Origin of the sequence: Winogradskyella sp. ECml5-4 (assembly GCF_036903175.1) — a bacterium.
Taxonomy (GTDB): Bacteria; Bacteroidota; Bacteroidia; order Flavobacteriales; family Flavobacteriaceae; genus Winogradskyella; species Winogradskyella damuponensis.
The window spans coordinates 384,770-409,639 of the sequence record NZ_JAYJLF010000001.1 but is presented as its reverse complement, the minus strand read 5'-3'; the positions used below and the strand labels follow the sequence as shown (position 1 = coordinate 409,639).

Below are 24,870 nucleotides of genomic sequence, written 5' to 3'. Positions count from 1 at the left end.
GCAGCGAACTCGGTAGTCATTCGTGTTCCCTGTGCAACTAAGTTCCAGTCTCTTTGTACAACTTCTTTAGTGGTTTTATCTAACCATCTACGACGCTTAACATGTAGATATACTGTGTTCCCTCTTAAGGGAAAGTCTTGTATTGTGGCTTGTTTATGAAAGCCATGAGCTATTAATTCTCGGGCAGTTTCTTCTTTTGGTGTGATATTGCGTTCTTCGAAATAGAGATGCATGACTTCTCCATTCTTGGTATGCCTAATTAAATCAAAATGATCTATTAAAAATTCAGGAAGAATAAGTTTCAGTAGTTCTAGATAATTGTCCAAAAGTCTTTTTTTTTTACAAAAATCAGAATCTTTTTTTAATCATCACACACAACTTTTAGCAATGACCCGTTTTTAATATTAACACTGACACCCTTATGATAAGTGGAATAAGAAAAGATGTCCTCTTATAATCTAATTTATTGAATCAAAGGTTTTGATTTTGTTATATTAGGACTGTTAAAGATCTGTGCGTTTACCAATCTTTAGAGTTTCGTAAATAATTTTAAGGTGATACTTTACGGTATTTTCAGAAATGAATAACTCGGCTCCAATCTCTTTATTTGTTTTGCCTTGCTTTACTAATGCTATAATTTCATTTTGCCTATCGGTTAAGTCGTAGTTGTCTAGGTCTATTTTATTTTGCCCAGATTCATTTAACTCTTGGGTAACACGTTCTAAGTGATTGCGAATCGTATTATTTTCTAATTCAACAAGTTTACGTTGGCGTTTTGCGACTTTAAGAAAATAAAATAATAACGATAAGCCAACTACAAGGGTAGAGATAAGTACTATATAGATTTTTCGGATTTTATTTTGTTTATCAATTTCACGTTGAGCTCTTTGTTCTTGTAGTTTTCTTTCTAATAGTTGAAGTCTTCCACTTTTATTATTTCCATTAAATTTGGTACCTATTGTTCTAACTTTACGTGTTGCTTTAAGGGCGTTTTCAAAGTCTCCTATTTCAGAATAGTAATAAGAAATGTCGTCATACATTGCTATTAAATAGATGTCTACTTTATATTTTTCGGCATAATACAAGCCTTTCTCAAAACTTTCAAGAACCTTATCATGTAGTCCTTGTTTTTTGTACATGCTTATTTTTTTTCTATAAACTAGTGGTAGATGTTTTGGTGCGCTTTCTTCTAAAAGTACTAAAGCTTTATTTAAATACCGATCACCCTCTATGTACCGTTCTTGGCGAATATCCATATAGGCCAAAGCAGAATAATAAAAACCTTGCTTTTCTACATCAAGGTAGGTTATATCTTCTTCAGAAATTGAAGGCATCATTTCGATAACCTTATCAAATTCAAGTAAATCAAAATGTATAAATAGGCGTTCTACTTTGTATTCTATGTCTACTTTTTCTTTTTCGTCTGTTAATAGGCCTACTTTTTTGGCTAGTTCTAAGTTTTCTAAAGCTTGAGTATAGTTAAATAAGCCTTTATAGATATGGCATTTTTCTAAATAAGCTTTATAAATTTCTTTATTGGATGACTTGGGGTTATAGATAATGTGTTCACACCTTAGTAGGCGTTGGTCAACTTCTGATAGCTCTTCTTTAGAGACATCTTGTTGATTATCTTGACTATAATTTTGATCATTTTTACTGTTAATAGGTAATAATATAAACGATAATATTAGGGGAATATAACGTAACAATTTGAATGATTTTTTGGAGATGGACTGCAAATATATAGTCTATTTACGAAAATTCTGTCATTTCAAACCTATAAAAAAGATTGGAAGGTAGCTGTATTCTTGTTTTTAGAGGTCTTTTTTTTAATTCTAGATATTAGTGTTTAAAGTGGTAAATCTGCTTCAAATTTTAAAGTCAATATTAAGTGTCATGTAAACAGGTGTTTAATGGTAAGACTACCTTGTAGGGTAATACTGTAATGTGTTTTTTTCTTTAAACTACCCTCTGACTACCTGACTTAATTTAGGTGATTTATTTAATATTAATGACTTTTGACTCAGTTTAAAAAAGATAGAATGCTTAATAGTTCTATATTTTTAAAAGGCTAAATGGTAAGGACTTTTTAGGGGGAAAATAGGGGTTTATCAGGCAATCATTATTTAGTGTGAAAACACTAAAATAGTGATTGCTTTTTTTTGTTCTCGCTACTTTAGCTAATTGTCTTATTTATTCTTAAATAATATATCATCTGCAAACCATTTGCTCTTCACTGTTTTTTTACCATATAATGCTCCAATAACCTTCTATTTACTATTAACATTTACTTAATAATTCCTTGTCAATCTCTTGATGTTAATCACTGAGGGTATTTTCTAATTTTCTACTCATAGTAGTAAAAGGGATTACTCCATGATTAATATGACTAAAAATGAGAGAAAATGTGTTCGTTATTTGGCACAAGAATTATCTACTGCCGCTAGAGCTATATTTGAAATAGAGCTGACTTTAGATCATGAATTAAAAGCAACTTACGAAAATTATAAATTAATTTGGGATAACTATCCTGCTAGCTTAAAAGCGTATCAAGAGCAAAAAGAAATACAATTAAAGCCTAAGGCTGTACCAAGACCTATAAAACGAAATAGAAAAGTAATTCATCGTGTTGTATATAGTTTGGCTGCAATTACTTTAATATTTATAGCCTATGGTTATTTTTCGCATTCCGATGAATTAAGCTATAGAAACCAAGTCACTACAAGTAAGGGTCAGCGACAAACCGTATATCTTCCTGATAGTAGTTTGGTTATTTTAAATGCGTCTAGCGAAATTCAATACAATTCAGATTTTAATACTAAGCGTCGGGTTTACATTAAAGGAGAGGCTTATTTTGATGTCACTCATAATGAAAAAATTCCATTTGTTGTACAGACAGAGGATTTAAACATTACCGTCTTAGGAACCGCTTTTAACGTTAATACCGTCTTAGATAATAAGTCTGTATCATTAGAAAGAGGTAAGGTTAATGTATTAATTAAGACCTCTCAAAACAGTCTTAATTTATTACCAAAAGAAGAGCTTATATATAACACCAAAACTTCAGAGGTTACTAAAAGAAACTTCAGTATCACCAAAGCTTTAGCCTGGAAAGATAATATGTTAATTCTCGATAATTTAATATTCAAAGACGCACTCTATAAAATAAATAATTATTACGGAGTAAGCTTCAGGATTATTGATGAAAAAATTAAGCAAAAAAAGATTACGGGTGCTTTTAAAGAACAAAACATTGATGAGTTTATAAACTCAATAAAATTTATAGCAGATGTTGAAATAAAGAAGGTGAGTCATAACGAATATCTAATAACTCAAAATCATGAAGATTAAAAGCATTCGTCATTCAGTAACCCCAAGCGAAGACCTTTTTCTATTTGAACAAATTCAAGAGGGTAATACCAAGGCACTCGATGTGTTTTTTAAAAAATATTATGACAAACTGTGCAGATTTGGTGTTTTGTTCGAGTCTAACATTCATATCATAGAGGAAAAAGTAGACGATGTTTTCATCAAATTATGGTCTAATAGAGACCAGCTTAATAAAATTAAAAATCCAAAATCATACATCTATGCGATACTAAAAAACGATCTCCTAAGAATTAAGAACAATTACCAAACAAGACCACTACAAAACGACGACCAGTTAAATGGCAGTAGCCTATATCCGAGTATAGAGGATGAAATCATTGCTAACGAACAAAAAGAAATTAATAAAAATGTCATTAAAAATGTTTTAGAATCCATACCAAAACGTACCCGTCAAATTTTTGAAATGAGCAGAATTGACGGTTTTAAATACAAAGAAATATCAGAACTATTAGACATAAGCCCTAAAACAGTAGAGAATCATATTGGTTTAGCTCTCAGGCATATTAGCTCTAATGTTAGCAAGCTAAAGTAGAACGATGCACTATATAGCAATATTAGCTTATGCTTTTAATCCCTTAAGATTATATCAAACACAACTAAACAATAAAAAAATCACAACTTTATGAAACACCAAAAATTCATATTAAGTACTGTCATCATCTTGGCATGTTTATTAAATGTTTACGGAAGTACACATCCAACACGCAACACTGAGCGATATTATATTAATACTAACACTATTAATTTACAGTTAAAAAAAGCATCTTTAATTCAGGTGTTTAATTTAATTGAAAAACAAACGGATTTAAAATTTATTTATATTTCTAACGCACTTTATCAAAACACAAAAGTTGATTTAAACGTCAATAATCAACCTTTAGAAATAGTGTTAAGGACGTTAAAGCAAAAATCGCCAATCGATTTTAAAATTACTGATAATGGCATTTTAGTTAAGCCGATAACCCAAACAGTTTCTAAGATTAATCAAGAGAATATCACCATAAAAGGCGTGGTGTACGACGAGACTAATACACCTGTGTTAGGAGCTAATATCTACGCTACAGCGTATAATATTGGTGCTGTAACGGATTATGACGGCCAGTTTACAATTACCGTTCCTGCGGATACTAAAATGTTAAAAATTACTTATATCGGATACGAAGACGTCGATTTTCCTTTAGATGGTCAATTAGAAATTATAGTGAATTTAAAACCTCACTTTGCAGCATTGAACGAAGTTGTTATTACAGGACAAGGAGCAAGTGTACAGCGAAAACGATTATCTAACAATGTTGAAGTTCTTAAAGCCGAAGATTTAGCAGGTTTACCATCCCAACGTATAGACCAATTGATTGCAACCAAATTGCCTAATACCCAGATCAACTTTACAGGCGGTCAATCGGGAGCAACAACACTTATTAGATCTAGAGGTATTAATTCTGCTTTTTTGAGTTCCACACCAGTATTTTATATAGATGGTGTGCGTATGGATAACTTAAACACCACTAGTGCTTTAGGAGGTGGTAGTGCACAAGGTGCTGCTATGAGTTCTATAGCCGATATTCCTATGGATAATATAGAGCGTATTGAATATATTAATGGTGGAGCCGCAACAACATTATACGGCTCAGATGCCGCAAATGGAGTGATTCAAATTTTTACAAAAAAAGGTACTTCTAGAGGTACACAAATTACAGCTTCAACGCAAATGGGAATTGTAGCACCAACTACAGATTTTCTCTATTTTGATCGCACTAAAGACTTATTATTTCACACAGGAACTTACCAAAAATATAACTTAAGTATTAGTGGTGGTAACTCTGAAGGTTTTGGTTATAGTTTTTCTGGAAATTTTTTAGACAATACTGGTGCTCAGATAGCGGATAATAATGCGAATAGAAAAGTAGATTTTAGTACTGGTTTTAAAGCAAAATTAGGAGAGAAAGTAACGTATAATAGTTCCTTTATTTATGTGAATAACGTATATAATAGAAACCGAAATGGTAACCAAGGAGGTTATACAGGTTTGTGGTTTGCAGAAAGTGGAGCGTCTGTTTTAAAAGGTTTTAATAATAGGTTAGATGATCTTAGTGATGCCGAGTTTAACGACATAAATGATTTTGTGAAAACGGCGGAAGAATTACAAAACAACGAAATCTCTATTAATAGATTTACAACGTCTCAAAGTTTCGCTTTTAAGCCGACGAATAATTTTGAAACTAAATTCGTTGGAGGTATTGATTATAGAGTTCAAAACGATCAAACCATTCAAACCAACGAGTACTTATCACATACCACTCAAACTAATGTTACAGACGAGGGGAGTATTGCCAATATAGAACGTAAATACTTTGGTATTACACTAGAATTAAGTGCGCAACATAAATTTGAGACAGGTAAATTTTCATTTATCTCAACCATGGGTGGTCAATTATTCAGAAACTCGGATCATCAAATTCAATACGTAGGAACAAATATTAGAGATGGAGCTGAAACTATTAGCGATGCCGCTATAAAAACGAGTGAAGAATATTTGGTAGAAGTTCTTAATTATGGGTTTTATTTTCAAGAAAATATTGGCTTTAAAGATAAATTGTTTTTTGACTTAGGTATTCGAGGGGATCGTAACCCGTCTTTTGGTGATAATATTGGGACGCAATACTACCCTAAAGCAGGTGTTTCTTATTTGTTGAGTTCAGAGCCTTGGTTAGAAAATGCAACGGCTATTAATTCTTTAAGATTAAGAGGAAATTATGGTGTTGCAGGTAATTTACCTCCTGCTTTTGTAAACGAAAGAACCATAGATTTTGATGGCTTTTTAGGGGAACAAGCTGCATTTTTTGGACAATCTGGAAATCCGGATTTAAAACCCGAAAAAACAAGAACGTTTGAAGTAGGTGTGGATGCAGCATTATTTAATAACAGAGTCAACTTATCAGTAGGCTATTATAACGCCAATACTAAAGATGCTTTATTCTATTTACCACCAACACCATCTAGTGGCTATGCAAGTAGTCAATTATACAATATTGGAGAAATAGAAAATAAAGGTTGGGAAATAAACGCCAACTTTATTCCTATTCAAACCGAAAATGTAACCCTATCATTTAATGTGTCTATAAACACTTTAGATAACTTAGTGGTGGACTCTGGTGGCGTGGCGCCTTTTAACATTAACGGATTTAGTGCCAGAACGATTCAAACTGTTGTAGAGGAGGGTTACCCTATCGGCTATATCAGAGGAAACTATGGAACCTTTGACGAGAATGGCGTTTTGGAATCTACTACAGCACAATCTTATTTAGGGACTACTATCCCAGATTTATTTGGTAATCTAGGGGTGAACTTCGCTTATAAAAACTTCAGTTTCTTTGCAAATGGTAATTACCAAAAAGGTGCTTATGCCAATAGTTTTGATCAACAGTTTAGATTTCTATATGGTGCTTCAGATGATATTGTACCAGCTGCTGAGGTCGAAGCTAACGGAACTTCAAATTGGTTGAATTTTACAAATTTATTTACAGAGAAGACAGATTTTATAAAAATTAGAACAATGGGAATAAATTACAATTATATCCCTAAAAACACCAAAACTATTAAATCTGTACTAATTGGTTTTAGTGTGAATAATCCACTCAATTTTACGGCATCGTCATTTGATCCTGAAGCCACAATTAGTGGTTCAGCAACGGGGCAAGGAGGGGCTTCTACTGGTGGTATTTCTTATGCTACGTACTCTGCGCCTAGAGAATTTTTAACCTCATTAAATATAAATTTCTAAAAACAAAAAAATCATGAAAAAAACTTATATATATTTAGCGGTTTTGCTTCTGACATTTACGTCTTGTGTCGATAATCCTAATGTTACAGAAGAGGATTTCCTAGAAAACAACAATTCAGCAACGAGTTGGATAATGGGTATTAAAAGGCAACTTGCCTTAACCATGAATGATATCGTTATCAATTCTGAAATGGTATCAGATAATTATTTTAACAACTATACGCTTTATAATAAAGTCTATGATATTCCCCAAATTGATTATACAGATATCGATGGGAATAGTATGCAAGTTGAAATTGGAGCCTTGAGAGAAATGGCAGAATATGCTTTAGAAACGGTATTGCCTAGTGATCCAGATGCTACAACGCAACAATGGTCTTATGCTTATTTTGCTAAAGCTTACGCTTTAATATTATCTGGTGAAAATTTCACAGGTCTTCCTATGAATAGCAATAGTGAAGCTTTTACTTCAAGCGAATTATTAGAAGCTAGTTTAGGTTACTTAGACCTTGCCATTGAAAACGAAAGTGACGCTGAAACCATTTTAGCCTACCAGTTATTAAAATCTAGAGTATACCGTAGTTTAGGAGATAGAGCTAACGCAAAATCTTTAGCTCAAACTGTAATTAGTAATAATAGTTTATTGTTTATCGTAGAATTCGATGGAACAAATGGTGTCCCTAATGAAATTCAGAATGCCACTTTTACGGCTAGCGAAAACAGATTTGCACCACTTCCAAGGTTAGACTTTTTAGATCCTAAATTCTTTGATTTAGGAACGGCTTCAGAAGATCAAAAATCTTTATCCTTAGCCAAAGTGGAAGAGGCCTATTTAATTTTGGCGGAAGCTTATACTGCAGAAAATAATTTAGAAATGGCTAAATCTACATTAAATAACCTTTTAGATAACGTTATAAATTCTAGGCCAATAATGTATTTAGATGATAGCGAGGAATTGAGAAATGGTACTAACAGACAAGATTATCCAACGACATCCGTTGAGGTTAGTTTTGAAAGTGGACAAGAATTTCAATCCGGTTATGTCCTAGATAGACAAGAAGGCTTAATTCCTGTTTATACTGTTTCTGGTACAAGTGTTACTCATACTGATATTGATCTTCAGAAAATGTAGATGATGTATTGTACCTTATTTATTTAATGCGTCAAGAGGTTTTTATTAGTGAAGGTAGACGTTCTAACGATTTAGGTATAAAGTTTCCGGTGTCTCAAACTGAGCAGTTAAACAACTCTAATATTACTGCTGAATTTACCTTACCTGTAATACCTAGTTTTATTCCTTTAGACTTAGGTTTAGATGATTTTACTGTGGATGAAACTACAGGGAATGTGACTATGCTTTACGATATGAATCGCGTATTAGTTCAAAATAAAACGTCAAACCATGTGTTGCCTTTTAATTAATACTATATAATGAAACAGTTATTTAAAAATATTTTTGTCGTAATAGTATCGTGTTTTGGGTTGAACCTCATCGTTGCGCAAGAAGCGAAACACTTAGTTATTATAAGTATCGATGGTTTTAGACCAGACTTCTATTTGCAAGAGCAATGGCCAGCACCCAATATTCAAGATTTAGCAAACAATGGAATTGCTTCACAAGGTGTAAATGGTATTTTTCCAACAGTTACATATCCGTCACATACGACTTTAATAACAGGTGTCGGTCCTGATGAACATGGTATATATTACAATACTAAAGTATCAGAAGAAGGTACTCCGGGTAATTGGTATTATGATTTTAGTTCCGTAAAAGCTAAAACCTTATGGGAAGCGGCAAAAGATACTGGATTAAAAACGGCTTCTGTTTCTTGGCCTATTACTGTAAATGCAGCAGTAATAGATTATAATATACCAGAAATATGGTCATTTGATAACCCAAGAGATCGTCGTGGAGCAACTCAAAAATATGCAACTCCTAAAGGTTTGTTTGAAGAGGTAATAAGCAATGCTACAGGTAATTTAGAAGTCGATGACTATAACTTAAGTTCCTTAAGTATGGATCAAAATTTGGGTCGTATAGCTGGTTATATAATTAGAACCTATACACCTAATTTGTTAACGATTCATTTACCAAATACCGATGGCGCACAGCATAGAAATGGACGTGACGGAGTTGGTGTTCAAAAGGCAATTGCTGGAGCAGACCAAGCTGTTAGTACTATAATTGATGCCTTAAAAAAAGCGGACATTTTAGAGCAAACAAATATTATCATCACTGGAGATCATGGTTTCTACACGGTACATTCTAGTATTGCTCCCAATCTGTGGTTAAAAGAATTAGGTTTACTTGATAAAGATACATTCTTTCTAAGTACTGGCGGTTCGGCATTCTTGCATATGAAGGGTAAAAAAGATACAAAAACAATGGAAAAAATTGTAGAGAAACTAGAAGGTTTACCATTTAGTGTTAAAAAAGCGTTTCGAATTATTTCAAGGGATGATATGACTTCAAGAGGAGCTAATCCAAATGCTGTATTGGCTTTGACTGCAAATGATGGTTTTAGCTTTAATAATGATAGAGAAGGAGAGTTGATTAAAACGGCACATGGAGGAAAGCATGGTCAATATCCAGACACTAAAAATATTCAAACTGGTTTTGTAGCTTTTGGTCCTGATTTTAAAAAAGGCATAGTTTTTCCTGAAATACAAATGGAGGATATACCTACGTTATCGGCTTATTTGCTTGGCGTGGAGTTAGAATCTTCTAAAGGAATTGTTTATAAGAGTATGCTAAAAACTACTACAGATTAAGACTTCATAGTATTAAATCATGTAGAACAAAAAAGCAAGAGTTAGTTTTCTCTTGCTTTTTTTTATATCTATATACGAAATAGGTACTATGACTGATATTTCTTCTTCAACTGCGTCAACATTTCAGAAGTCATTTTTTTAAGATCAAAATCGTGGGACCAGTTCCAGTCTTTTCGCGCTACGCTATCATCTATAGACGATGGCCAGCTATCTGCAATGGCCTGTCTAAAGTCTGGGTTATAAGAAATTTTAAACTCAGGCATTTCTGCTTTGATACTTTCAGCTATTTCTTTTGGGGTAAAACTGATAGCTGACAAATTGTAGGATGATCTTATAGTTAAGTTCTCAGAAGGAGCTGCCATAAGTTCTGTGGTCGCTTTTATGGCATCATCCATAAACATCATAGGTAAATTAGTGTCTTCTGATAAAAAGCTCTCGTATTTGCCTTCTTTTATAGCTTCGTGATAAATTTCTACCGCATAATCTGTAGTACCACCTCCAGGCATCGCTTTATGGCTAATAATACCTGGATAGCGAATGCTTCTTACATCTACATCATATTTGTTATAATAATATTCACACCATCGTTCTCCAACTTGCTTGGTTATACCATAAACGGTTGTTGGTTCGCAAATGGTGTGTTGAGGTGTGTTTTGATTTGGAGTAGTTGGTCCAAAAACAGCAATACTACTTGGCCAAAATACTTTTTTAATATGTCCAGATTTGGCTAGGTTAAGCACATGAAATAATGAATTCATGTTTAGATCCCAAGCTTCCATTGGGTATTTTTCACCAGTAGCGCTTAGTAAAGCTGCCATAAGGTAAATAGTGTCTATATTATGGTTAATGCAGCAATCTTTGATGGCATTAAAGTTTTTAGCATCTAAAATTACAAAGGGTCCAGCGTTTACTAACTCTAATTTACGTGTATTAATATCGCTAGCAATAACGTTATCTGTACCATGGATTTCTCTTAACTTGGTTGTTAGTTCTGTCCCTATTTGCCCACAGGCACCTATGATTAATATTTTTGAAGACATCTGTTCTTTTTAAATTATCGTCAAAAGTAATAAGAATTAATACTTGGTAATATTAAAATTTTCAGAAAAAAGACTGTTTTTTACGAATATTTCAATTTAGCTTCAAAAGCATATACTAAAGCCTGAAAAAGGATAGTTTAGTATATTTACATTCAAATTAGTAAATACTTATGAAAATTAAATTTGTCCTTTTATTTTTAAGCTGTGTTGTATTAGCGAATTGCGGTGATGATAATAATACAAATGATGTTAAGATAACTGAAAACAAGGAGCAAAATGCACCTATAACAGCAAAAACTATTGAGGGTATAGATTATAAGGATTATGTGCTTAGCCCAGAAAGTGAAAAAGCCATAGTTACATGGGAAAGGTATCACGAATTAGCCATGCAAATTAACTATTTAAAGAAAGCCGATTTTTCGTTTTTTAATGGTGAAAAAGAATTGCTGAAGAAGTTTATTGAAGAATTTAAGACTCAAATGCCAAAAGAGTTAGCTACAAACCATATTACTTCTCGAAATGCAATTATTGAAACTACACTTTTAAAATTAAACGAAAGCTTAACATTAGATAATATCTCTAGAAAAGATAAATTAAAAGGGATAAAAGAAGTGTTTATTGCGTTTTCTAATCTTAATTACATGATTAATGAAAAATTAGAAAGTGATGTTTATGGCAAAATTCAGCCAGAAAAATAGATAAAAAAATGCAGCCCATTGAGCTGCATTTTTTTATCTAATGTTAATATTCTTAGCCTTTATTTTTAGCTGCTGCAGAGGCTTTTTGGGCCTCTAAAGCTTCTCTACTAATCTTTGCTAAATTAAAATTAGGATCAATAGCTAAAGCATCGTTCATAAATTTTAAAGCAATATCAATATTAGCGGTTTTGTTTTCTGAAAACTTTAATAGTCCATTAAGATACATTAAAGCGGCTTTCATAGATGTTTCATAAGGTTGTTGTTGATCGTAAAAGGCACGTTTCATGTCGTCAGTTACATTTGCCATAGCATAATCAATATTTAATTTAGCACCAGCCAAATCTTTCGTCTGAATTTTCATATCTGCCATTTCGTATGCCAAATATACATTTGGGCTGCGTTTGTAAAGCACTTCAAAATGTTCTAAAGCCATTTTGGGTTGGTTAAGATTTTTTAGAGCTAAAGCTTTTACTTCAACATTCAAATCAGAATCTGTTGCATTTTTTTCTACTCCAATAGTGTTTAGGGCTTGCATGTGTTGTCCTTCAGAAAGGTAGATGTATGCTAATGTATCTTTACGAGCTACGGAAGGTTCTAAAACGTCGAGATGCGTCATGGCATTAATTATACCTTGTACATCACCTTGCTTTTTCATCTGCTTATAATAAGCTTCGTAGTGTTTTTTTAATTCTGTATTAGTTTGTGCAAACATACTTACTGAAAATAGCATAAGCATTGCGATTGTAATAGTCTTCATTTGTAATGGCTTTATTGTTTGTTATTTATTCAAAAATTAATGGGATAAAACTAATAATTTTAAACCACTTTTAGTGTTCTGCTTTAAAGGTATAATTCAAAAGTTGTACCAATGTTGTACTGTCAATAATTTTTCCCTTACTTTCTTTAGAGTAATCATACTTTGGAAGCTCTAAGTTTTCTTTTTTACAGTACTTAGAATAATAGACTTTTTTACTAGGGTGTTTTGGGTAAACAGCATTTAGACTAACATTCCAAAGTTCTTTCTTTAGGATTGCAATGCAAATAGCCATACAGTCTGTTTTATGAATTAAATTTATTGGAGCTTCAGGGTTTGGTATATGATCTCTTCCTGATAAAAATTTTGAAGGATGCCGATCTTCGCCTATTAAGCCACCAAAACGTAAAATAGTAGTATTAAAATTAGCGTTTTCTCGAAGCAGATTTTCAATAGCTATGATTTGTTTAGCAGTATTGGATGTTGCATTTGGAATAGATTTAGCTGTTTTTACAGGAAAATGAGCTTCATCCTTGTATACCGAAGTAGAACTGATATAGAGTACATTAGTAATGTCGTGTTTTTCAATCGCGTCTATTAAATGTGTTAGCTCGGCAACATGATTTTTAGTAGGATTTTTTCTTAAACCTGGCGGAATATTAATGATTACGGTCTTGCTTCCTGTTAAAAATTGGGAGTAATTACCTGAAATTCCAGATGTGCTTAAGGTTATGGTAAACGGTTTAATTTGAAAGTGTTTTAAGATATCTATTTTATCTTTAGACGTTGTAGAACCGTTTACATTAAAGCCTTCTTTAACCAAGGTTTTAGCTAAAGGTAAGCCTAGCCAACCGCAACCTATGACGCTAATTTGTGTTTTCAAGATAAAGAGTCTTAAATTAACTGTAAATGTACAAAATACTAACTCGTTTTAACTTCTGCTTGGTTAACCAATTAATTTTCAGTAACTTTAGTATTCACTCTAAAATTAATCGTTATGGCAATAAAAAGTTTTCAAGGAGCTCGAAAGCAGCAAAACACATCTGAACCCGTACAATTAAAGGTTAGGGACTATATGACAACAAATCTCATCACGTATAGACCTGATCAATCTGTGCAGGAAGTGGTAGAGTCTTTAATCAATAATAAAATTTCTGGAGGACCTGTAGTTAACAGTAGAAATGAATTGGTTGGTATTATTTCAGAGGGAGATTGTTTAAAACAATTAAGTGAAAGTAGGTATTATAACATGCCTTTAGAGCATGATAATGTTGAAAAACGAATGGCTACAAATGTAGAGACTATTGATGGTGATATGGATGTTTTTGATGCTGCAAACAAGTTCTTGCAATCTAAAAGGCGACGTTTCCCAATTGTGGAAAATGGAAAATTGGTTGGTCAAATTAGTCAAAAAGATATTTTAAAAGCGGCTTTACAGCTTAAGGGTGAGAATTGGAATAGCACAACTAAAGGAAGTTCTTAGTCGTCGCGTTTTACCAAAGCATAATACTCACCTTCCAAAGGTAAATACCCTTGGTCGTACACAAAGTAGTAAACAGTACCTGCTTTTGTGGTGTATATGCTTGTGAAATAATTAAAATCAAACCCTTTTTCTATGAGTTTGGCTCTAGAGCACTTCATTTTTTTGTTAGGATTAAGCGCTTCTAAAATTCTGTAATTTTTTCTCAATCGGTTATTGGTATTCCTTATTAAGTTTTTAGAATCTTTATTAAGACGATTATTTTGTGCATTTCTGCAGCCATCACTACAGTATTTTTTGTCAATTCTGCCAATGATTACATCTCCGCATTCTGGACATTTTTTTCGCATAGCTTTAAATTAAGTCCTTACAATATACTAATTTATAACATTATAAAGAACTGGTAATGATGATGGTATTGGTGTTGTTTACTTTTTTGTAAACATCAACTTTATAGACCTTAGTTTTGAGGTAACTCACTAAAGCTTCAATGTTATTGCTATCAGTTTCCTTTACTGAAGCATTAAATAGTAATGATCCCTTTGATGATTTTGATTTAAGGACATGATCCCAAAACTCAGTGCTTAGAAATTTATCAGGAACCGAAAGGTCGATGTAGAGATCTATGATAATTAAGTCAAAACTCTTAGTGTTGCTTTCTAAGAATGAAAACGCATCAGCACAATGAATTTTAAGATGTTGGTTTTCTGTAATCCCAAATTCGGTATTAGCAATATCAATAATTACAGGATCTAATTCTACGGCTTCAATATTATGCGTGTAGTTAAAATCTTTTCGAAGCGTTTTTATGACGCTTCCGCCTCCCATACCTAAAACTAATATAGAATTGACGTCGCTGATTTTAATCTGTTCTAAGCCATATTTTAAAATACGCTGTAAGGAACCGTAACTATAATTGGCGTTAGCTGAATTAAGATGTTTTTTACCGTTGTACCAAGTTATTTCTAATTCTTCGCTGTACATAGAGGTGATGGTTTTTGTAACGGGATAAATGTAACTGAACAGTCGTTTCATAGTTTGGTTTAGCGTAGTATTAAATCAATTCGTTTGTTTTGCTTCCCAATTAGAATGCATAACCGAAAAAGGAATTGATTGACAATGTGTTTTTTTTGTATTAATATATAATTGATAAATATCTTTTTATTGGTAATAAGCCTATTATAACCGATCAATTTTGTCTTAGTCAATTGAATTATAAAAGTACAATAAAAGGCAAACCTCTTACTATTAATTTAAAATATTAAAGATGTTAGCAACACAAGCTTAACACAGATAAAATCAGTACGTAACATTAAACGAATATGTATTATTTAATTTTGAGGTGTAAACATTTGCAAGGCACATCTTCACATTGACTTGGTAAGAAGCAGTCTCCTTCCAAAATGTTAGAAATTTAGCATCCTGATTTCGGGTGCTTTTTTTGTTGTTACAGATTATTTCTTCAGATTTAATATAGATTAGGCGGTTTTAATTATTTACAAACGATTACAAACGGATGTAAACGATTAACTACCGATTATTATTTGCAAGTCACTTCATCTTTGCATTGTCGAAACATTAGAACTCGATAGTATTAACTGTTTAACCATTAAATTTTAGAAATTATGAACACACTTAAAAACAAAGTACAGTTGATTGGTAACTTAGGACAAGACCCAGAAATCACCAATTTTGAATCCGGAAAAATTTTAGCTAAATTTTCTATCGCTACAAATGAAAGTTATAAAAATGCACAAGGCGAAAAAGTCACAGATACACAATGGCACAATGTGATTGCATGGGGAAAAACGGCTCAGATTGTAGAGAAGTATGTCACTAAAGGCAAAGAAGTCGCTATAGAAGGGAGGTTAACCTCGCGTTCTTGGGAAGATAAAGATGGTATAAAGCGTTACACTACAGAAGTACTTTGTAATGAGCTTTTAATGCTAGGGAAATAATTATAAATTCAATTTATAAATACAAAAGAGCAATCCACCGGATTGCTCTTTTTGTTTAACACTAAATACTATTTAACAATTTACTTTACAGTTAAAGTGTATTGAGGTGTAGGGTTGAGAGGGCAAAAATAGACATACTCTCCTTTTGTTAATGTCGTTACTTTTGATGTTTCTTTGGTGTTATTTTCTACAGCTTTAGTAACATAAGCGGTTTTAATATGGTTTTCAGGTTTAGAAGCATCTGCTCCTTTAGGAACTAATACAAATCCTACTTGATGACCAACATTTTTATTAGCGATTTCAAAAATATAATCTCCTTCTTTTAAGGTTAATGTTTTTTGAGTAAACTCTCCTTTGGTCTGTTCTAAAGATACAACCGCAGCTTCAGTTTTCATGTTGTTTTGTGCCTTTCCTGTTAATGTAAAGGTTAATGCTACGACGATTATTGCAATAATTTTTTTCATTTTTTTAAAATATTATGGATTATTATTATTAATTAAATAGTTTCTAATTCTAAGGGTTGCGCTACTGGAAAATCTACAGGAACTTGAGTTGTACTGTGTATATAGTTAGAAATGGTTTTGTCTCCAACTAAGGCAATAGTGTCTATTAAATTTCCTTTGGTGTAACCCGCATTAAAAAAGTTTTCTAAAACTGTTTCGTCTGTTTTTCCTCTGTTTTCTGTAATGTTTTTAGCCAATTTTGCTAAAGCATCTAATTTGTCATTTGCAGTAGAAAATCCGGCTCTTAGTTCTAGTATTTGTTCGTCAGTAAAACCGTTCATTTTTCCAATAGCAGTATGTGCAGAAAGACAGTAAATACAATCGTTTACTTGACTTACAGCAAGGTTTACAACTTCTTTTTCTTTTGCAGATAAAGATGTTTTTGCGTTGGCAAATGTTAAATAATTTTCTAAAGCAGTATCACTATGGGCGTAGGTTGCATATAAGTTGGGTACAAACCCTACAGCTTTTTTTAAGTTATCAAAAATAGCTTGATTATTAGCGCTAACGTCTTCTCTGGTTAAAATATTAAATGTGTTCATAATTTTAATTTTTGTTCTGATTTTACTCAGGTTTTTTATTATTTATTTCAATTTTTTTGTTGGTACAAAGTTCTTAGAAATTGTAATGCTAAAGAATGGTTGTAATTCCTTAAATCATGTCATTATTTCCCTTTTTAATTAATTAGCCAATAAATGGCTTTTCGGCATCACAATAGAAATCGTGAATATGTTTTTGCTCACAATGCGTTTCTGCATTAATAGTGTTTACTATCTTTTTTCTACTGTTTGTAAATATCTCTATGAGATTGAATATGGATTTGTTTTTTAGTGTCATCTTGTTATTGTTTTAATATTACAATGCAAAGATGCGATAGAAGTATGTGTTGTGAAATGAAGAATTTGCCCTGTGGCTTGTCAATTTTTCCTAACTAAGAGAGTTTAATCTCTTTTTGTAGTCTGAAGGCGATAATGAGGTGTGTTTTTTGAATAAACGACTTAGGTGAGAGGCATCTTCATAACCAATATCATAAGCAATTTCTTTTGCTGTTTTATCGGTGTAACTTAATTGGCGTTGCGTTTCTAATACAATACGTTGATGAATAATTTGTAAAGGGCTTCTGTTTAGTTTAGCGAAATTATTAGATAAGGTTTTTGGAGACTTAAACAATTTATCGGCATAGAATGCGACACTATGTTCGGTTTTAAAATGTTGTTCTACTAAAAAGTTGAATTCACGTAGTAAATCTACTTTAGAGCTTTTGGGAGTTTCACTAATACCTTCTTTAGCCTTTAGTAATCGTGTGCTTTTAATAATAAATCGAGCCATTAACATCCTAAGCATTTCGGCTTGTATATTATCTTCCGTTTCTAATTCATCTATAAAAACATCGTGTAATGTTATAAATTTTTGTTGTTCAACAGCATCTAAATGAATTATTGGAATATTTGTGTTTCCAAAAAATAAAATTCCTGCACAACTCACTTCTTGGTCGTGATCTTTAATACAATAAAATTCTCTGTTAAATTGATAAACTATAGCATCGCTACCGTCTATATATTGCAGATATTGAATGGGAGTTAAGGCTAAAATACTATGCGGCTGAATAGTTAATGGGACACTATCTATAATAAGATGAATGGCTTCTGATTTTGCCCAAATAAAAGTGTAAAACTCACACTGCTTCGCTTTTTGAAATGGAAGTAAGTCGTTTTCATTTCCAATATTGAATATGGCGTTAGTATAAAATTCTTTAAAAGTATGAGTCATAGCTACTAAGTCTAATAAGTAGCTATAAAATTACAAAACATGAGCATTATTTGTGAAGCGCTCTAAATAAAGAAAAAAAGGCACCAGATTTTTAGACTAACACTTAAAGGTTCTGATGCCTATTTTTTATTAAATGTATGATTTTATAAATAGCAGAAGTTTATAAGATACAGACATATAAATTACAGTTTCTAACAACTATTGAGCACTCCAACCTCCATCTAAAGCAAATGATGTTCCGGTTATGGTTGTTGAGCTATCTTTCGCTAATAAAATGGCCATATCTGCAATGGCTTCAATTGGGACAAATTGTTTTACGGCTTGTTTTTTAAGCATCACTTTTTCTACAACCTCGTCTTCTGTCATACTGTGTGCTTTAGCTTGATCTTTTATTTGGCCTTCAACTAAAGGAGTTTTTACATAGCCAGGACAAATAGCATTACAGGTAATATTAAATTCGGCTCCTTCTAAGGCGAGTACTTTAGTCATGCCAATGACACCGTGTTTTGCAGTGACATAAGCTGATTTAAACTCTGATGCTCTTAAGCCATGCACGGAAGATATATTGATTATTCTTCCAAAGTTTTGTATTTTCATTTGTTTCCAAGCCGCTTTTGAGGCGTAGAAAGCAGCGTTCATATTTATGGCTATGATATTTTCATATTTATGATTAGGGAAGTCTTCAATAGGTGACACAAATTGAATTCCAGCATTATTAACAAGTACATGTAAGCTTCCAAAGGTGTCTATGGTCTTAGTTACTAAATGTTCTATGGCTTCAGGTTGCAATAAGTTTGCATTAGAAAATCCGACTTTTATATGGTGTGTTTTAGCAATGTCGTTTGCTATAGCTTGTCCGTTGGCTTCTAAACCATGAAACATAATATTGTAGCCTTCTTTAGCAAATTGCTGTGCAATGCCTAAACCAATTCCGCTTGTGCTTCCTGTAATGAGAACGGTTTTATTCATGTGTTTATATCTATTGTTTTAAAAAATTTTGAAGTTCTAAATTAAAAGCATCGGGTTGGTCTAAAACCACTCCGTGTCTAGAATTTTTAATTACAGCTAGTGTGGCATTTTGCATGCGATTAACATAGGCTTCTTTAAAAACTATAGGTGTGTAATCCATGTCTGACGCTACAACTAAGGTTCTTGCTGAGATGTCTTTGATTTTATCGCCTAAACCCCAATCCATTAAGGTGACAAATGATTTGTAGTACGCATTATAATCGTTGTTTTTACAACGGGTTTCAAATTCGTTTCTTAAATCTATTTGATGGTCTTCGGGAAACATATTAAATGAAATTTCTTTTGCTAAAGCCTCTAATCCTTTTGTTTTTAAGAACGTGGTTCGCTTGTCTAAAAGGTCCTCTCCAATTTTACCCATATTGTTAAAATCTGGACCGCTATTTACGATGACTAAATTTTCTAAATATTCAGGGTGAGTTGCTGCCATTTCGAAAGCAATTGCTCCTCCCATCGAAAACCCAACTAGTGTTGCTTTTTTAATATTTAATTGGTCTAAAAGTTGCTTAACATCTTCGGTCATTAATTCTACTCCGTAGGCGTCTTGAGGTTTAGTAGATGCTCCATGACCTCTTAAATCTACAGTAATTACACGATGTGTTTTGGAAAAGAAAGGGACTTGTGCGTCCCAATCTTTTTTTGTGGATCCTAAACCATGAAGTAATAAGAGGACGTTTCCCTTGCCATGATCTTCATAATCTAGTGCTATATTATTAACTTGTATTTTTAACATGGATTAGAAACTTAGTTAACAGTTGCTTTCTTTTGCTTTAAGTTAAATTGGTACTTTAACTCAAAAGACGCTAGTGTTTCTATAATTGGAGAGGCTACAAATTCTCTAACTTCTGCGTTAAATAGGTTGGTAATACTAAGTCCCATTGATAGTTGGTCTGTAATGTTATAACCTGCATTTGCATCTACTGTAAAGCCTCCTAGTTGGCCATAATTCCATGTTCTTCCTACCTGAGCATTTTCAACAATTTCGTTAACTCCATCACCATCCTGATCTTGTGTTTCTGCAGCAACGTTTATGCCTGAGAAGAAATCGTATTTTTCAACAAATCTCCCGTAAATAGCTCCGTAAAATTTTCCTTTGTTATAGTGAAGTCCAACACTAAATTTGTTATTTGGTGTATTAATTGGTAGTTCGCTCTCTAGTACCTGACCGTCTAAATTTCCGTCATTAGCAAGATCATCGGTATCTAACTCACGACCAAAATAGGAATAGTTAACTGAAGCTCTAAAGCTATCAGAGAAATAATAGTTTAGCCCAATATCAAATCCGTATGTGTCTACATGTCCAAAGTTTAAATACGATAGAATAAACGACCCATCAGAGCCTTCAACAACTTCTCCAATAGGTGTGTTACCAACATGTGTTACATTATTGCCATTAGCAGCATCGGAAACCGTAACTAATGGGCTAATAAAATTGTCAGATTGGTTGTAATATGCATTAACATCAATAAATAATTTATCTGATAATTGGCCTTTATATCCTATTTCGTAAGAGTTAATGGTTTCAACATCTAGTTTTGGAACTTTAGTACCATCTGTTAATGTAAAGCCTTCACCGTTACCTATTACTAAACCACCAAATAAGTTCCCTTTAAGATTTAAAATAGAGGGTACAGCTATACCTTTTCCGTAAGTTAACCTAAACGTACCGTTGTTTACTTTTTTAGTCACGGCAACTTTTGGAATAAAGTTAGAACCGTATAACTCGTGATTGTCAAGTCGTCCTCCAAATAAAAATCCCCATCCAGAATCGTCTAGTTTGTATTCTAATTGTGTGTAAATTCCGGTTTGATCTAAATCTATACCATCTTTATCTAAAAGGTATGTGCCTTTAGAATCTGCCATGTCTAATTGGTATTGTGCTCCTAAGGTTACATAGAAATCATTCCAGTTATTATTGTATTGCGCTTCGGCATTAAAACGTTGTGAATCATCTTTAAAAAGGGCACCACGTTGCAATGGAATACCGTCACCTGGATTAGGCCCAAATTGAAACCATTGTTCTGTAAAGGAGCGTTCGCGAGCTTCTTCTTCTGAAAATCCATTTTCTATAAACGACACGTAGTTTTGTGTTCTTTGGTTCATAGCATAGGTGTCTTCAGTATTACTCCATGTGTAATATGTATTAGCGAAAAAGTGTTTAGAGACAAACTTTAATTGCGCAACATCAATACTCCAATCTTTGATTTGGTTACGACCAGCACTTGTTATTCCAATATTATTATTGTTACTGTGGCCGTAATATCCTATAAGTTCTGAACTTTTTGATGGTTTGTAATATAAAGAAGCTCCATATTTTGAAGATTCAAAATCACGGTCCAAATCCAATTCTTTATATGCTTTAGTGCCTACATAAACACTATCTGCATAGTTGAATTCTTTACCTTGAGAATGTTCAAAATGAAACTTGTAAGCGAATTTGTCGTTAATTGCTTCGGCATGTCTAAAACGTGTTGTAAATACACTTTGATTACCAAAACCTAAGGCAACAGTAGTTCCTTCAGACTGTCTTGGATTTTTGGTAATTGTACTTACTAAACCGTTATGGGCGTTAGGGCCGTAAAGTGTTCCGTTAGGGCCTAATAATATTTCTACACGTGCAATATCGTCTTTAGTTACTGTAGAGAATGAGCCTAAAGGTAGACCTGTTGCTATTAATGTTGATAATCTATCGTCAGTAACTTGTAAATTCTTAGAGTTAAAAGCCGAGTTAAATCCTCTAATGTTAATTCCTGTACCTAATACGCCACTTCTTACAAAATCAACTCCTTTTTGTCGTGCGGCTAATTCTCCAATATTGAAACTTGGAAATTCTTCAATGTCTTTTGATGTAATAACATTAACTGTTGCTGGTACATCTGTGATTTTTTGTGGTTTCTTGTTTGCTGTAATTATCACTTCATTTAAAATACTATCCGATTCTTTTAATGATGTGTTTAGCGATGTGGCTTTACCTGCAATTATTGTAATGCTTTGAGTTGTGGTGGCAAAACCAACGTATGAGATCGCTATGTCGTAGGTGCCTGCAGCTATATTCTCTAGAATAAATTTTCCGTCGTAATCAGTTACTGTTCCTTTGTCTAAAGATTTAATGTAAACGGTTGCTCCAGATAAAGGAGTGCCACTTGCTTCTGTAATTATCCCAGTTATACTACCGCTATTTTGAGCAGCCATAGCAAACGTACTAATGAGGGTTAGTAATAAAAATAGTTTTTTCATAATATAAGACAATTGATTAAGTTAGTTTATTTATTAGTTTGTAGGCAATCTATTATGAAATAGAGAATAAAAAGCAATAAATTAATGAGCTTATTAGTGTGACTTTTTGATTTTAAATACTAATTTTTTAAGAATTACATAATAAAAGCATTGTTTTTGGTGGAAATGTTTAAATGTGTGACTTTAATTCTAAAAAGGCTTCAGGTAAGTTGTTAGAAAGTGTATCAATGACCTTAATCATCAATTGTTTTTGATTTTTTGTAGGACAAATAGCTTTAAGAGGTGCTTTTATTTCATCTAAAAGACGCTTAGAATTTATGTGCCCTTCCATATATCTTGAAAGTGAAATACTCCATGATATATTTGGTACATAATTATTTTGTTTCTGACGTTCACTTTCCTTTTCTATAAGGTTAAATTTTGAAGCTAATTTTAGAACATCTTCGTATTTTTCTAGTATGATGAGCACATTAATATATGATGTAAAAAAATGATGCCAACGATGATTTAAGACTTCATTCTTATATTTCTTTATAAAGGTTTTGGCGGTAGCTTCAGCTAATTTATGTTTTTTAAGTTCAGATAGCACACGGATTTGATATGAACAATACCCTATTTTTTGATGATAATTGTGGGTTTCTTTATATAAATCATGATGATTTTCTAAAAGCGAAAATGCATTTTCAGGTTTGTGATTTCGTAATAAAATAGCGACTAAATTATTTAAGTACATTAAGGCGTCATTATTATTTTGCCTAATGGATAAGTAGCCATAAAACTCTGCTTTTTCAAATTCATCTTGTTTAGAATGTAGTAAAACTCTGCTGGCATAATAATTAGATAAGATGCGTCTAGAGTACATTTCGCCTTCATTGAAGTAATAGTCTATTTGATCGAAAATAATTTTTAATTTATCATTTTCATTATAATTAGTGTACATAAAAGCGAGCAAAACAAAGGCTTGATATCTGTTTTTACCATCAATATTTTTATCGTTAAAAGTTTTTAAAAGCCAAGATTCTAAGTGTTTTGTTTCGTTATTATTAAGAGTGTATTGGTTGGTGATTTCTGTTGTTGCTGCATATAATTTGTCTTTAATAATTATAGCTTTTTTGTAGTGTGTTCTGTAGGATTCTATAAAATCAGCAACTGTTTTATGGTCTTTATAACGCATTCTTACCAAGAGGTAAGACTTGTATTCTTTGGCAAGCTCGTATAAATTTTGAAAATTATATTCAATGTTTTTGTAGGCAGAAATGTAGTGTAAAAATTCTTTTTCTTCATTTGAAGCTATTGCATCTGTGAGGATTTTTTTATTTAAAGACATAATCCAAGCTATAGTAGCATCAACATCTATACTTGCTAATTTCTTTTCAATCCAGACTTTTATATAAGAGTATTTTCGTTTATCAATTTTATCATCAAAATCTATAGGTTTATTTTGAGATAAGGCATTGGCAATTACTAATGAAATAATGCGGCGTTTTTCTGAATCTGTAAATTGATATTTGTCTTTAAGGTATTTAGCTTCATTAGGTAAAATGGTTTTGCTAAATTCCGTAAATTTTTTAAGCTTAGTTTTCATTTTTTATTGGAGAATTGCTGAATGAGTGCATTCACTTCTGTTGGTTTTTCGTATTGCACAAAGTGACCTGCGTCTTTTATAAATTCAACTTCGACAGATTTAATATGATCGTGTGCTATTTTGCCAATGTCTTCAATGGTTAGCTTTGGATTAAAATAGCGGTTAGGAATCAGTGCATCCTTATCTCCAAAAAGGACCAAAGTTGGTTGTGAAATGTTTTCTAAATCTTTAAAAACAGGTTCGTCTAACATACCAGAAACACTACTAACAATAGCATTACAATGCGCTTCAAAATCGGATGCGTCTTTAATTTTCATTCGGTCATCTATCATATTTGAAACCGCATCTGGTATGGAGTGAAAATTAAGAGCATAATTTTTCTCAATTTGTGCATCAGTTGTGTTTTTAACCATTTCAGGAGTGAAATAAGCCTTCATAAATGTGGCATTGGTTTCTGTAAACTGCTCTAAACCGGCCGGTGCAACTAAAATCAGTTTTTCAATAGTATCAGGATAAGTTGTTGCAAATTTTATACTTGCTTGTCCCCCCATAGAGTGACCAACTAGGATGATGTTTTTTAACTCTAATTTTTCAATGAATTGATGCATAAATTCCGCAAAAAAAGAAGGAGTGTAATCTGCTTTTGGCTTAGAAGATTTTCCGTAACCAGGTAAATCTATGGCGACACAAGTATAGTCGTTTTTTAACGTTACAATATTTTTAGACCAAGCATCAGAATTACTGCTTAAACCATGTACAAAGAGTAATGTTTTTTTTCCATTTCCCTCTTTAATGTAGCTAATTTCTAAACTATCTAAAGTTGTAATGTGGCTTTTAAAATTATAGTCTGAAAGTATATCTTTCATTGGTTTTTTA

Annotated in this window: 25 protein-coding genes; 9 read left to right on the top strand and 16 right to left on the bottom strand. The window is 32.5% G+C overall.

Going from position 1 to position 24,870, the window contains the following annotated elements:
• Nucleotides 1–326: ISAon1 family transposase N-terminal region protein (locus tag VDP25_RS01740; RefSeq protein WP_334466070.1), on the bottom strand; the 326-nt coding region annotated here is incomplete at its 3' end.
• A gap of 177 nt (nt 327–503) precedes the next feature.
• The gene (locus tag VDP25_RS01735; protein WP_334466068.1) at nt 504–1,709 is read right to left on the bottom strand and encodes a helix-turn-helix transcriptional regulator; all 1,206 of its coding nucleotides are present in this window, start codon (nt 1,707–1,709) and stop codon (nt 504–506) included.
• Nucleotides 1,710–2,385: 676 nt separating this feature from the next.
• Here VDP25_RS01735 and VDP25_RS01730 point away from each other — a divergent pair.
• The 6 genes from VDP25_RS01730 to VDP25_RS01705 all read left to right on the top strand — a co-directional run bounded on the left by VDP25_RS01730 (nt 2,386) and on the right by VDP25_RS01705 (nt 9,943).
• Nucleotides 2,386–3,351 carry a FecR family protein gene (locus VDP25_RS01730; RefSeq protein ID WP_334466065.1) on the top strand — a complete coding sequence of 322 codons (966 nt, stop codon included), beginning with the start codon at nt 2,386–2,388 and terminating at the stop codon, nt 3,349–3,351.
• Nucleotides 3,341–3,922 carry an RNA polymerase sigma factor gene (locus tag VDP25_RS01725; protein WP_334466063.1) on the top strand — a complete coding sequence of 194 codons (582 nt, stop codon included), beginning with the start codon at nt 3,341–3,343 and terminating at the stop codon, nt 3,920–3,922. The genes VDP25_RS01730 and VDP25_RS01725 overlap by 11 nt, the downstream gene beginning before the upstream one ends.
• Before the next feature lie 90 nt (nt 3,923–4,012).
• Nucleotides 4,013–7,171, top strand: coding sequence for a SusC/RagA family TonB-linked outer membrane protein (locus VDP25_RS01720; RefSeq protein WP_334466062.1), 3,159 nt, complete (start codon nt 4,013–4,015; stop codon nt 7,169–7,171).
• Nucleotides 7,172–7,184: 13 nt separating this feature from the next.
• Nucleotides 7,185–8,303 carry a tetratricopeptide repeat protein gene (locus tag VDP25_RS01715; protein WP_334466060.1) on the top strand — a complete coding sequence of 373 codons (1,119 nt, stop codon included), beginning with the start codon at nt 7,185–7,187 and terminating at the stop codon, nt 8,301–8,303.
• 26 nt (nt 8,304–8,329) lie between these two features.
• Nucleotides 8,330–8,593 carry a hypothetical protein gene (locus tag VDP25_RS01710; protein WP_334466058.1) on the top strand — a complete coding sequence of 88 codons (264 nt, stop codon included), beginning with the start codon at nt 8,330–8,332 and terminating at the stop codon, nt 8,591–8,593.
• A 9-nt stretch (nt 8,594–8,602) separates the two neighbouring features.
• On the top strand, nt 8,603–9,943 hold the full coding sequence (locus VDP25_RS01705; protein ID WP_334466055.1) for an alkaline phosphatase family protein: 1,341 nt from the start codon (nt 8,603–8,605) through the stop codon (nt 9,941–9,943).
• Nucleotides 9,944–10,029: 86 nt separating this feature from the next.
• On the opposite strand, the gene VDP25_RS01700 is transcribed toward VDP25_RS01705, so the two are convergent.
• Nucleotides 10,030–10,983 carry an NAD-dependent epimerase/dehydratase family protein gene (locus tag VDP25_RS01700; RefSeq protein WP_334466052.1) on the bottom strand — a complete coding sequence of 318 codons (954 nt, stop codon included), beginning with the start codon at nt 10,981–10,983 and terminating at the stop codon, nt 10,030–10,032.
• A gap of 170 nt (nt 10,984–11,153) precedes the next feature.
• Between VDP25_RS01700 and VDP25_RS01695 the strand changes: the two genes are divergently transcribed.
• On the top strand, nt 11,154–11,681 hold the full coding sequence (locus tag VDP25_RS01695; RefSeq protein ID WP_334466050.1) for a hypothetical protein: 528 nt from the start codon (nt 11,154–11,156) through the stop codon (nt 11,679–11,681).
• A 52-nt stretch (nt 11,682–11,733) separates the two neighbouring features.
• Here VDP25_RS01695 and VDP25_RS01690 read toward each other — a convergent pair whose 3' ends face one another.
• Together VDP25_RS01690 and VDP25_RS01685 are read right to left on the bottom strand one after the other, a co-directional pair.
• Nucleotides 11,734–12,438 carry a hypothetical protein gene (locus VDP25_RS01690; RefSeq protein ID WP_334466049.1) on the bottom strand — a complete coding sequence of 235 codons (705 nt, stop codon included), beginning with the start codon at nt 12,436–12,438 and terminating at the stop codon, nt 11,734–11,736.
• Between the two features lie 70 nt (nt 12,439–12,508).
• Nucleotides 12,509–13,318, bottom strand: a complete 810-nt coding sequence (locus tag VDP25_RS01685; protein WP_334466047.1) for an NAD(P)H-binding protein — start codon at nt 13,316–13,318, stop codon at nt 12,509–12,511.
• A gap of 114 nt (nt 13,319–13,432) precedes the next feature.
• Here VDP25_RS01685 and VDP25_RS01680 point away from each other — a divergent pair, with 114 nt between their 5' ends.
• Complete coding sequence (locus tag VDP25_RS01680) at nt 13,433–13,918, top strand: CBS domain-containing protein (protein WP_215926652.1); 486 nt, start codon at nt 13,433–13,435, stop codon at nt 13,916–13,918.
• Here VDP25_RS01680 and VDP25_RS01675 read toward each other — a convergent pair.
• Both VDP25_RS01675 and VDP25_RS01670 read right to left on the bottom strand, forming a co-directional pair.
• Nucleotides 13,915–14,265, bottom strand: a complete 351-nt coding sequence (locus tag VDP25_RS01675; protein ID WP_215926654.1) for a hypothetical protein — start codon at nt 14,263–14,265, stop codon at nt 13,915–13,917. The two genes, VDP25_RS01680 and VDP25_RS01675, sit on opposite strands and share 4 nt — an antisense overlap.
• A 40-nt stretch (nt 14,266–14,305) precedes the next feature.
• The gene (locus VDP25_RS01670; RefSeq protein ID WP_334466040.1) at nt 14,306–14,950 is read right to left on the bottom strand and encodes a spermidine synthase; all 645 of its coding nucleotides are present in this window, start codon (nt 14,948–14,950) and stop codon (nt 14,306–14,308) included.
• A gap of 590 nt (nt 14,951–15,540) precedes the next feature.
• Here VDP25_RS01670 and VDP25_RS01665 point away from each other — a divergent pair.
• On the top strand, nt 15,541–15,873 hold the full coding sequence (locus VDP25_RS01665; protein ID WP_215926658.1) for a single-stranded DNA-binding protein: 333 nt from the start codon (nt 15,541–15,543) through the stop codon (nt 15,871–15,873).
• An 80-nt stretch (nt 15,874–15,953) separates the two neighbouring features.
• Here VDP25_RS01665 and VDP25_RS01660 read toward each other — a convergent pair whose 3' ends face one another.
• The 9 genes from VDP25_RS01660 to VDP25_RS01620 form a co-directional block, all read right to left on the bottom strand.
• Nucleotides 15,954–16,337 carry a cupredoxin domain-containing protein gene (locus VDP25_RS01660; RefSeq protein ID WP_334466036.1) on the bottom strand — a complete coding sequence of 128 codons (384 nt, stop codon included), beginning with the start codon at nt 16,335–16,337 and terminating at the stop codon, nt 15,954–15,956.
• 32 nt (nt 16,338–16,369) lie between these two features.
• Nucleotides 16,370–16,918 (bottom strand): carboxymuconolactone decarboxylase family protein, encoded by a 549-nt coding sequence (locus VDP25_RS01655; RefSeq protein WP_334466033.1) that lies wholly within the window; start codon nt 16,916–16,918, stop codon nt 16,370–16,372.
• Nucleotides 16,919–17,060: 142 nt separating this feature from the next.
• On the bottom strand, nt 17,061–17,213 hold the full coding sequence (locus VDP25_RS01650; protein ID WP_334466030.1) for a hypothetical protein: 153 nt from the start codon (nt 17,211–17,213) through the stop codon (nt 17,061–17,063).
• 90 nt (nt 17,214–17,303) lie between these two features.
• Nucleotides 17,304–18,146, bottom strand: coding sequence for an AraC family transcriptional regulator (locus VDP25_RS01645; protein WP_334466027.1), 843 nt, complete (start codon nt 18,144–18,146; stop codon nt 17,304–17,306).
• A gap of 198 nt (nt 18,147–18,344) precedes the next feature.
• Nucleotides 18,345–19,115, bottom strand: a complete 771-nt coding sequence (locus VDP25_RS01640) for a 3-hydroxybutyrate dehydrogenase (protein ID WP_334466024.1) — start codon at nt 19,113–19,115, stop codon at nt 18,345–18,347.
• A gap of 10 nt (nt 19,116–19,125) precedes the next feature.
• Nucleotides 19,126–19,905: an alpha/beta fold hydrolase gene (locus VDP25_RS01635; RefSeq protein WP_334466021.1), complete on the bottom strand. Its 780-nt coding sequence runs from the start codon at nt 19,903–19,905 to the stop codon at nt 19,126–19,128.
• Between the two features lie 11 nt (nt 19,906–19,916).
• Nucleotides 19,917–22,409 (bottom strand): TonB-dependent receptor, encoded by a 2,493-nt coding sequence (locus tag VDP25_RS01630; RefSeq protein WP_334466018.1) that lies wholly within the window; start codon nt 22,407–22,409, stop codon nt 19,917–19,919.
• 169 nt (nt 22,410–22,578) lie between these two features.
• Nucleotides 22,579–23,994: a hypothetical protein gene (locus VDP25_RS01625; RefSeq protein WP_334466015.1), complete on the bottom strand. Its 1,416-nt coding sequence runs from the start codon at nt 23,992–23,994 to the stop codon at nt 22,579–22,581.
• Entirely contained in the window at nt 23,991–24,860 is an 870-nt protein-coding gene (locus VDP25_RS01620) for an alpha/beta fold hydrolase (protein WP_334466012.1), read from the bottom strand. Before VDP25_RS01620 ends, VDP25_RS01625 begins: the two co-directional genes overlap by 4 nt.
• Nucleotides 24,861–24,870 lie beyond the last annotated feature (10 nt).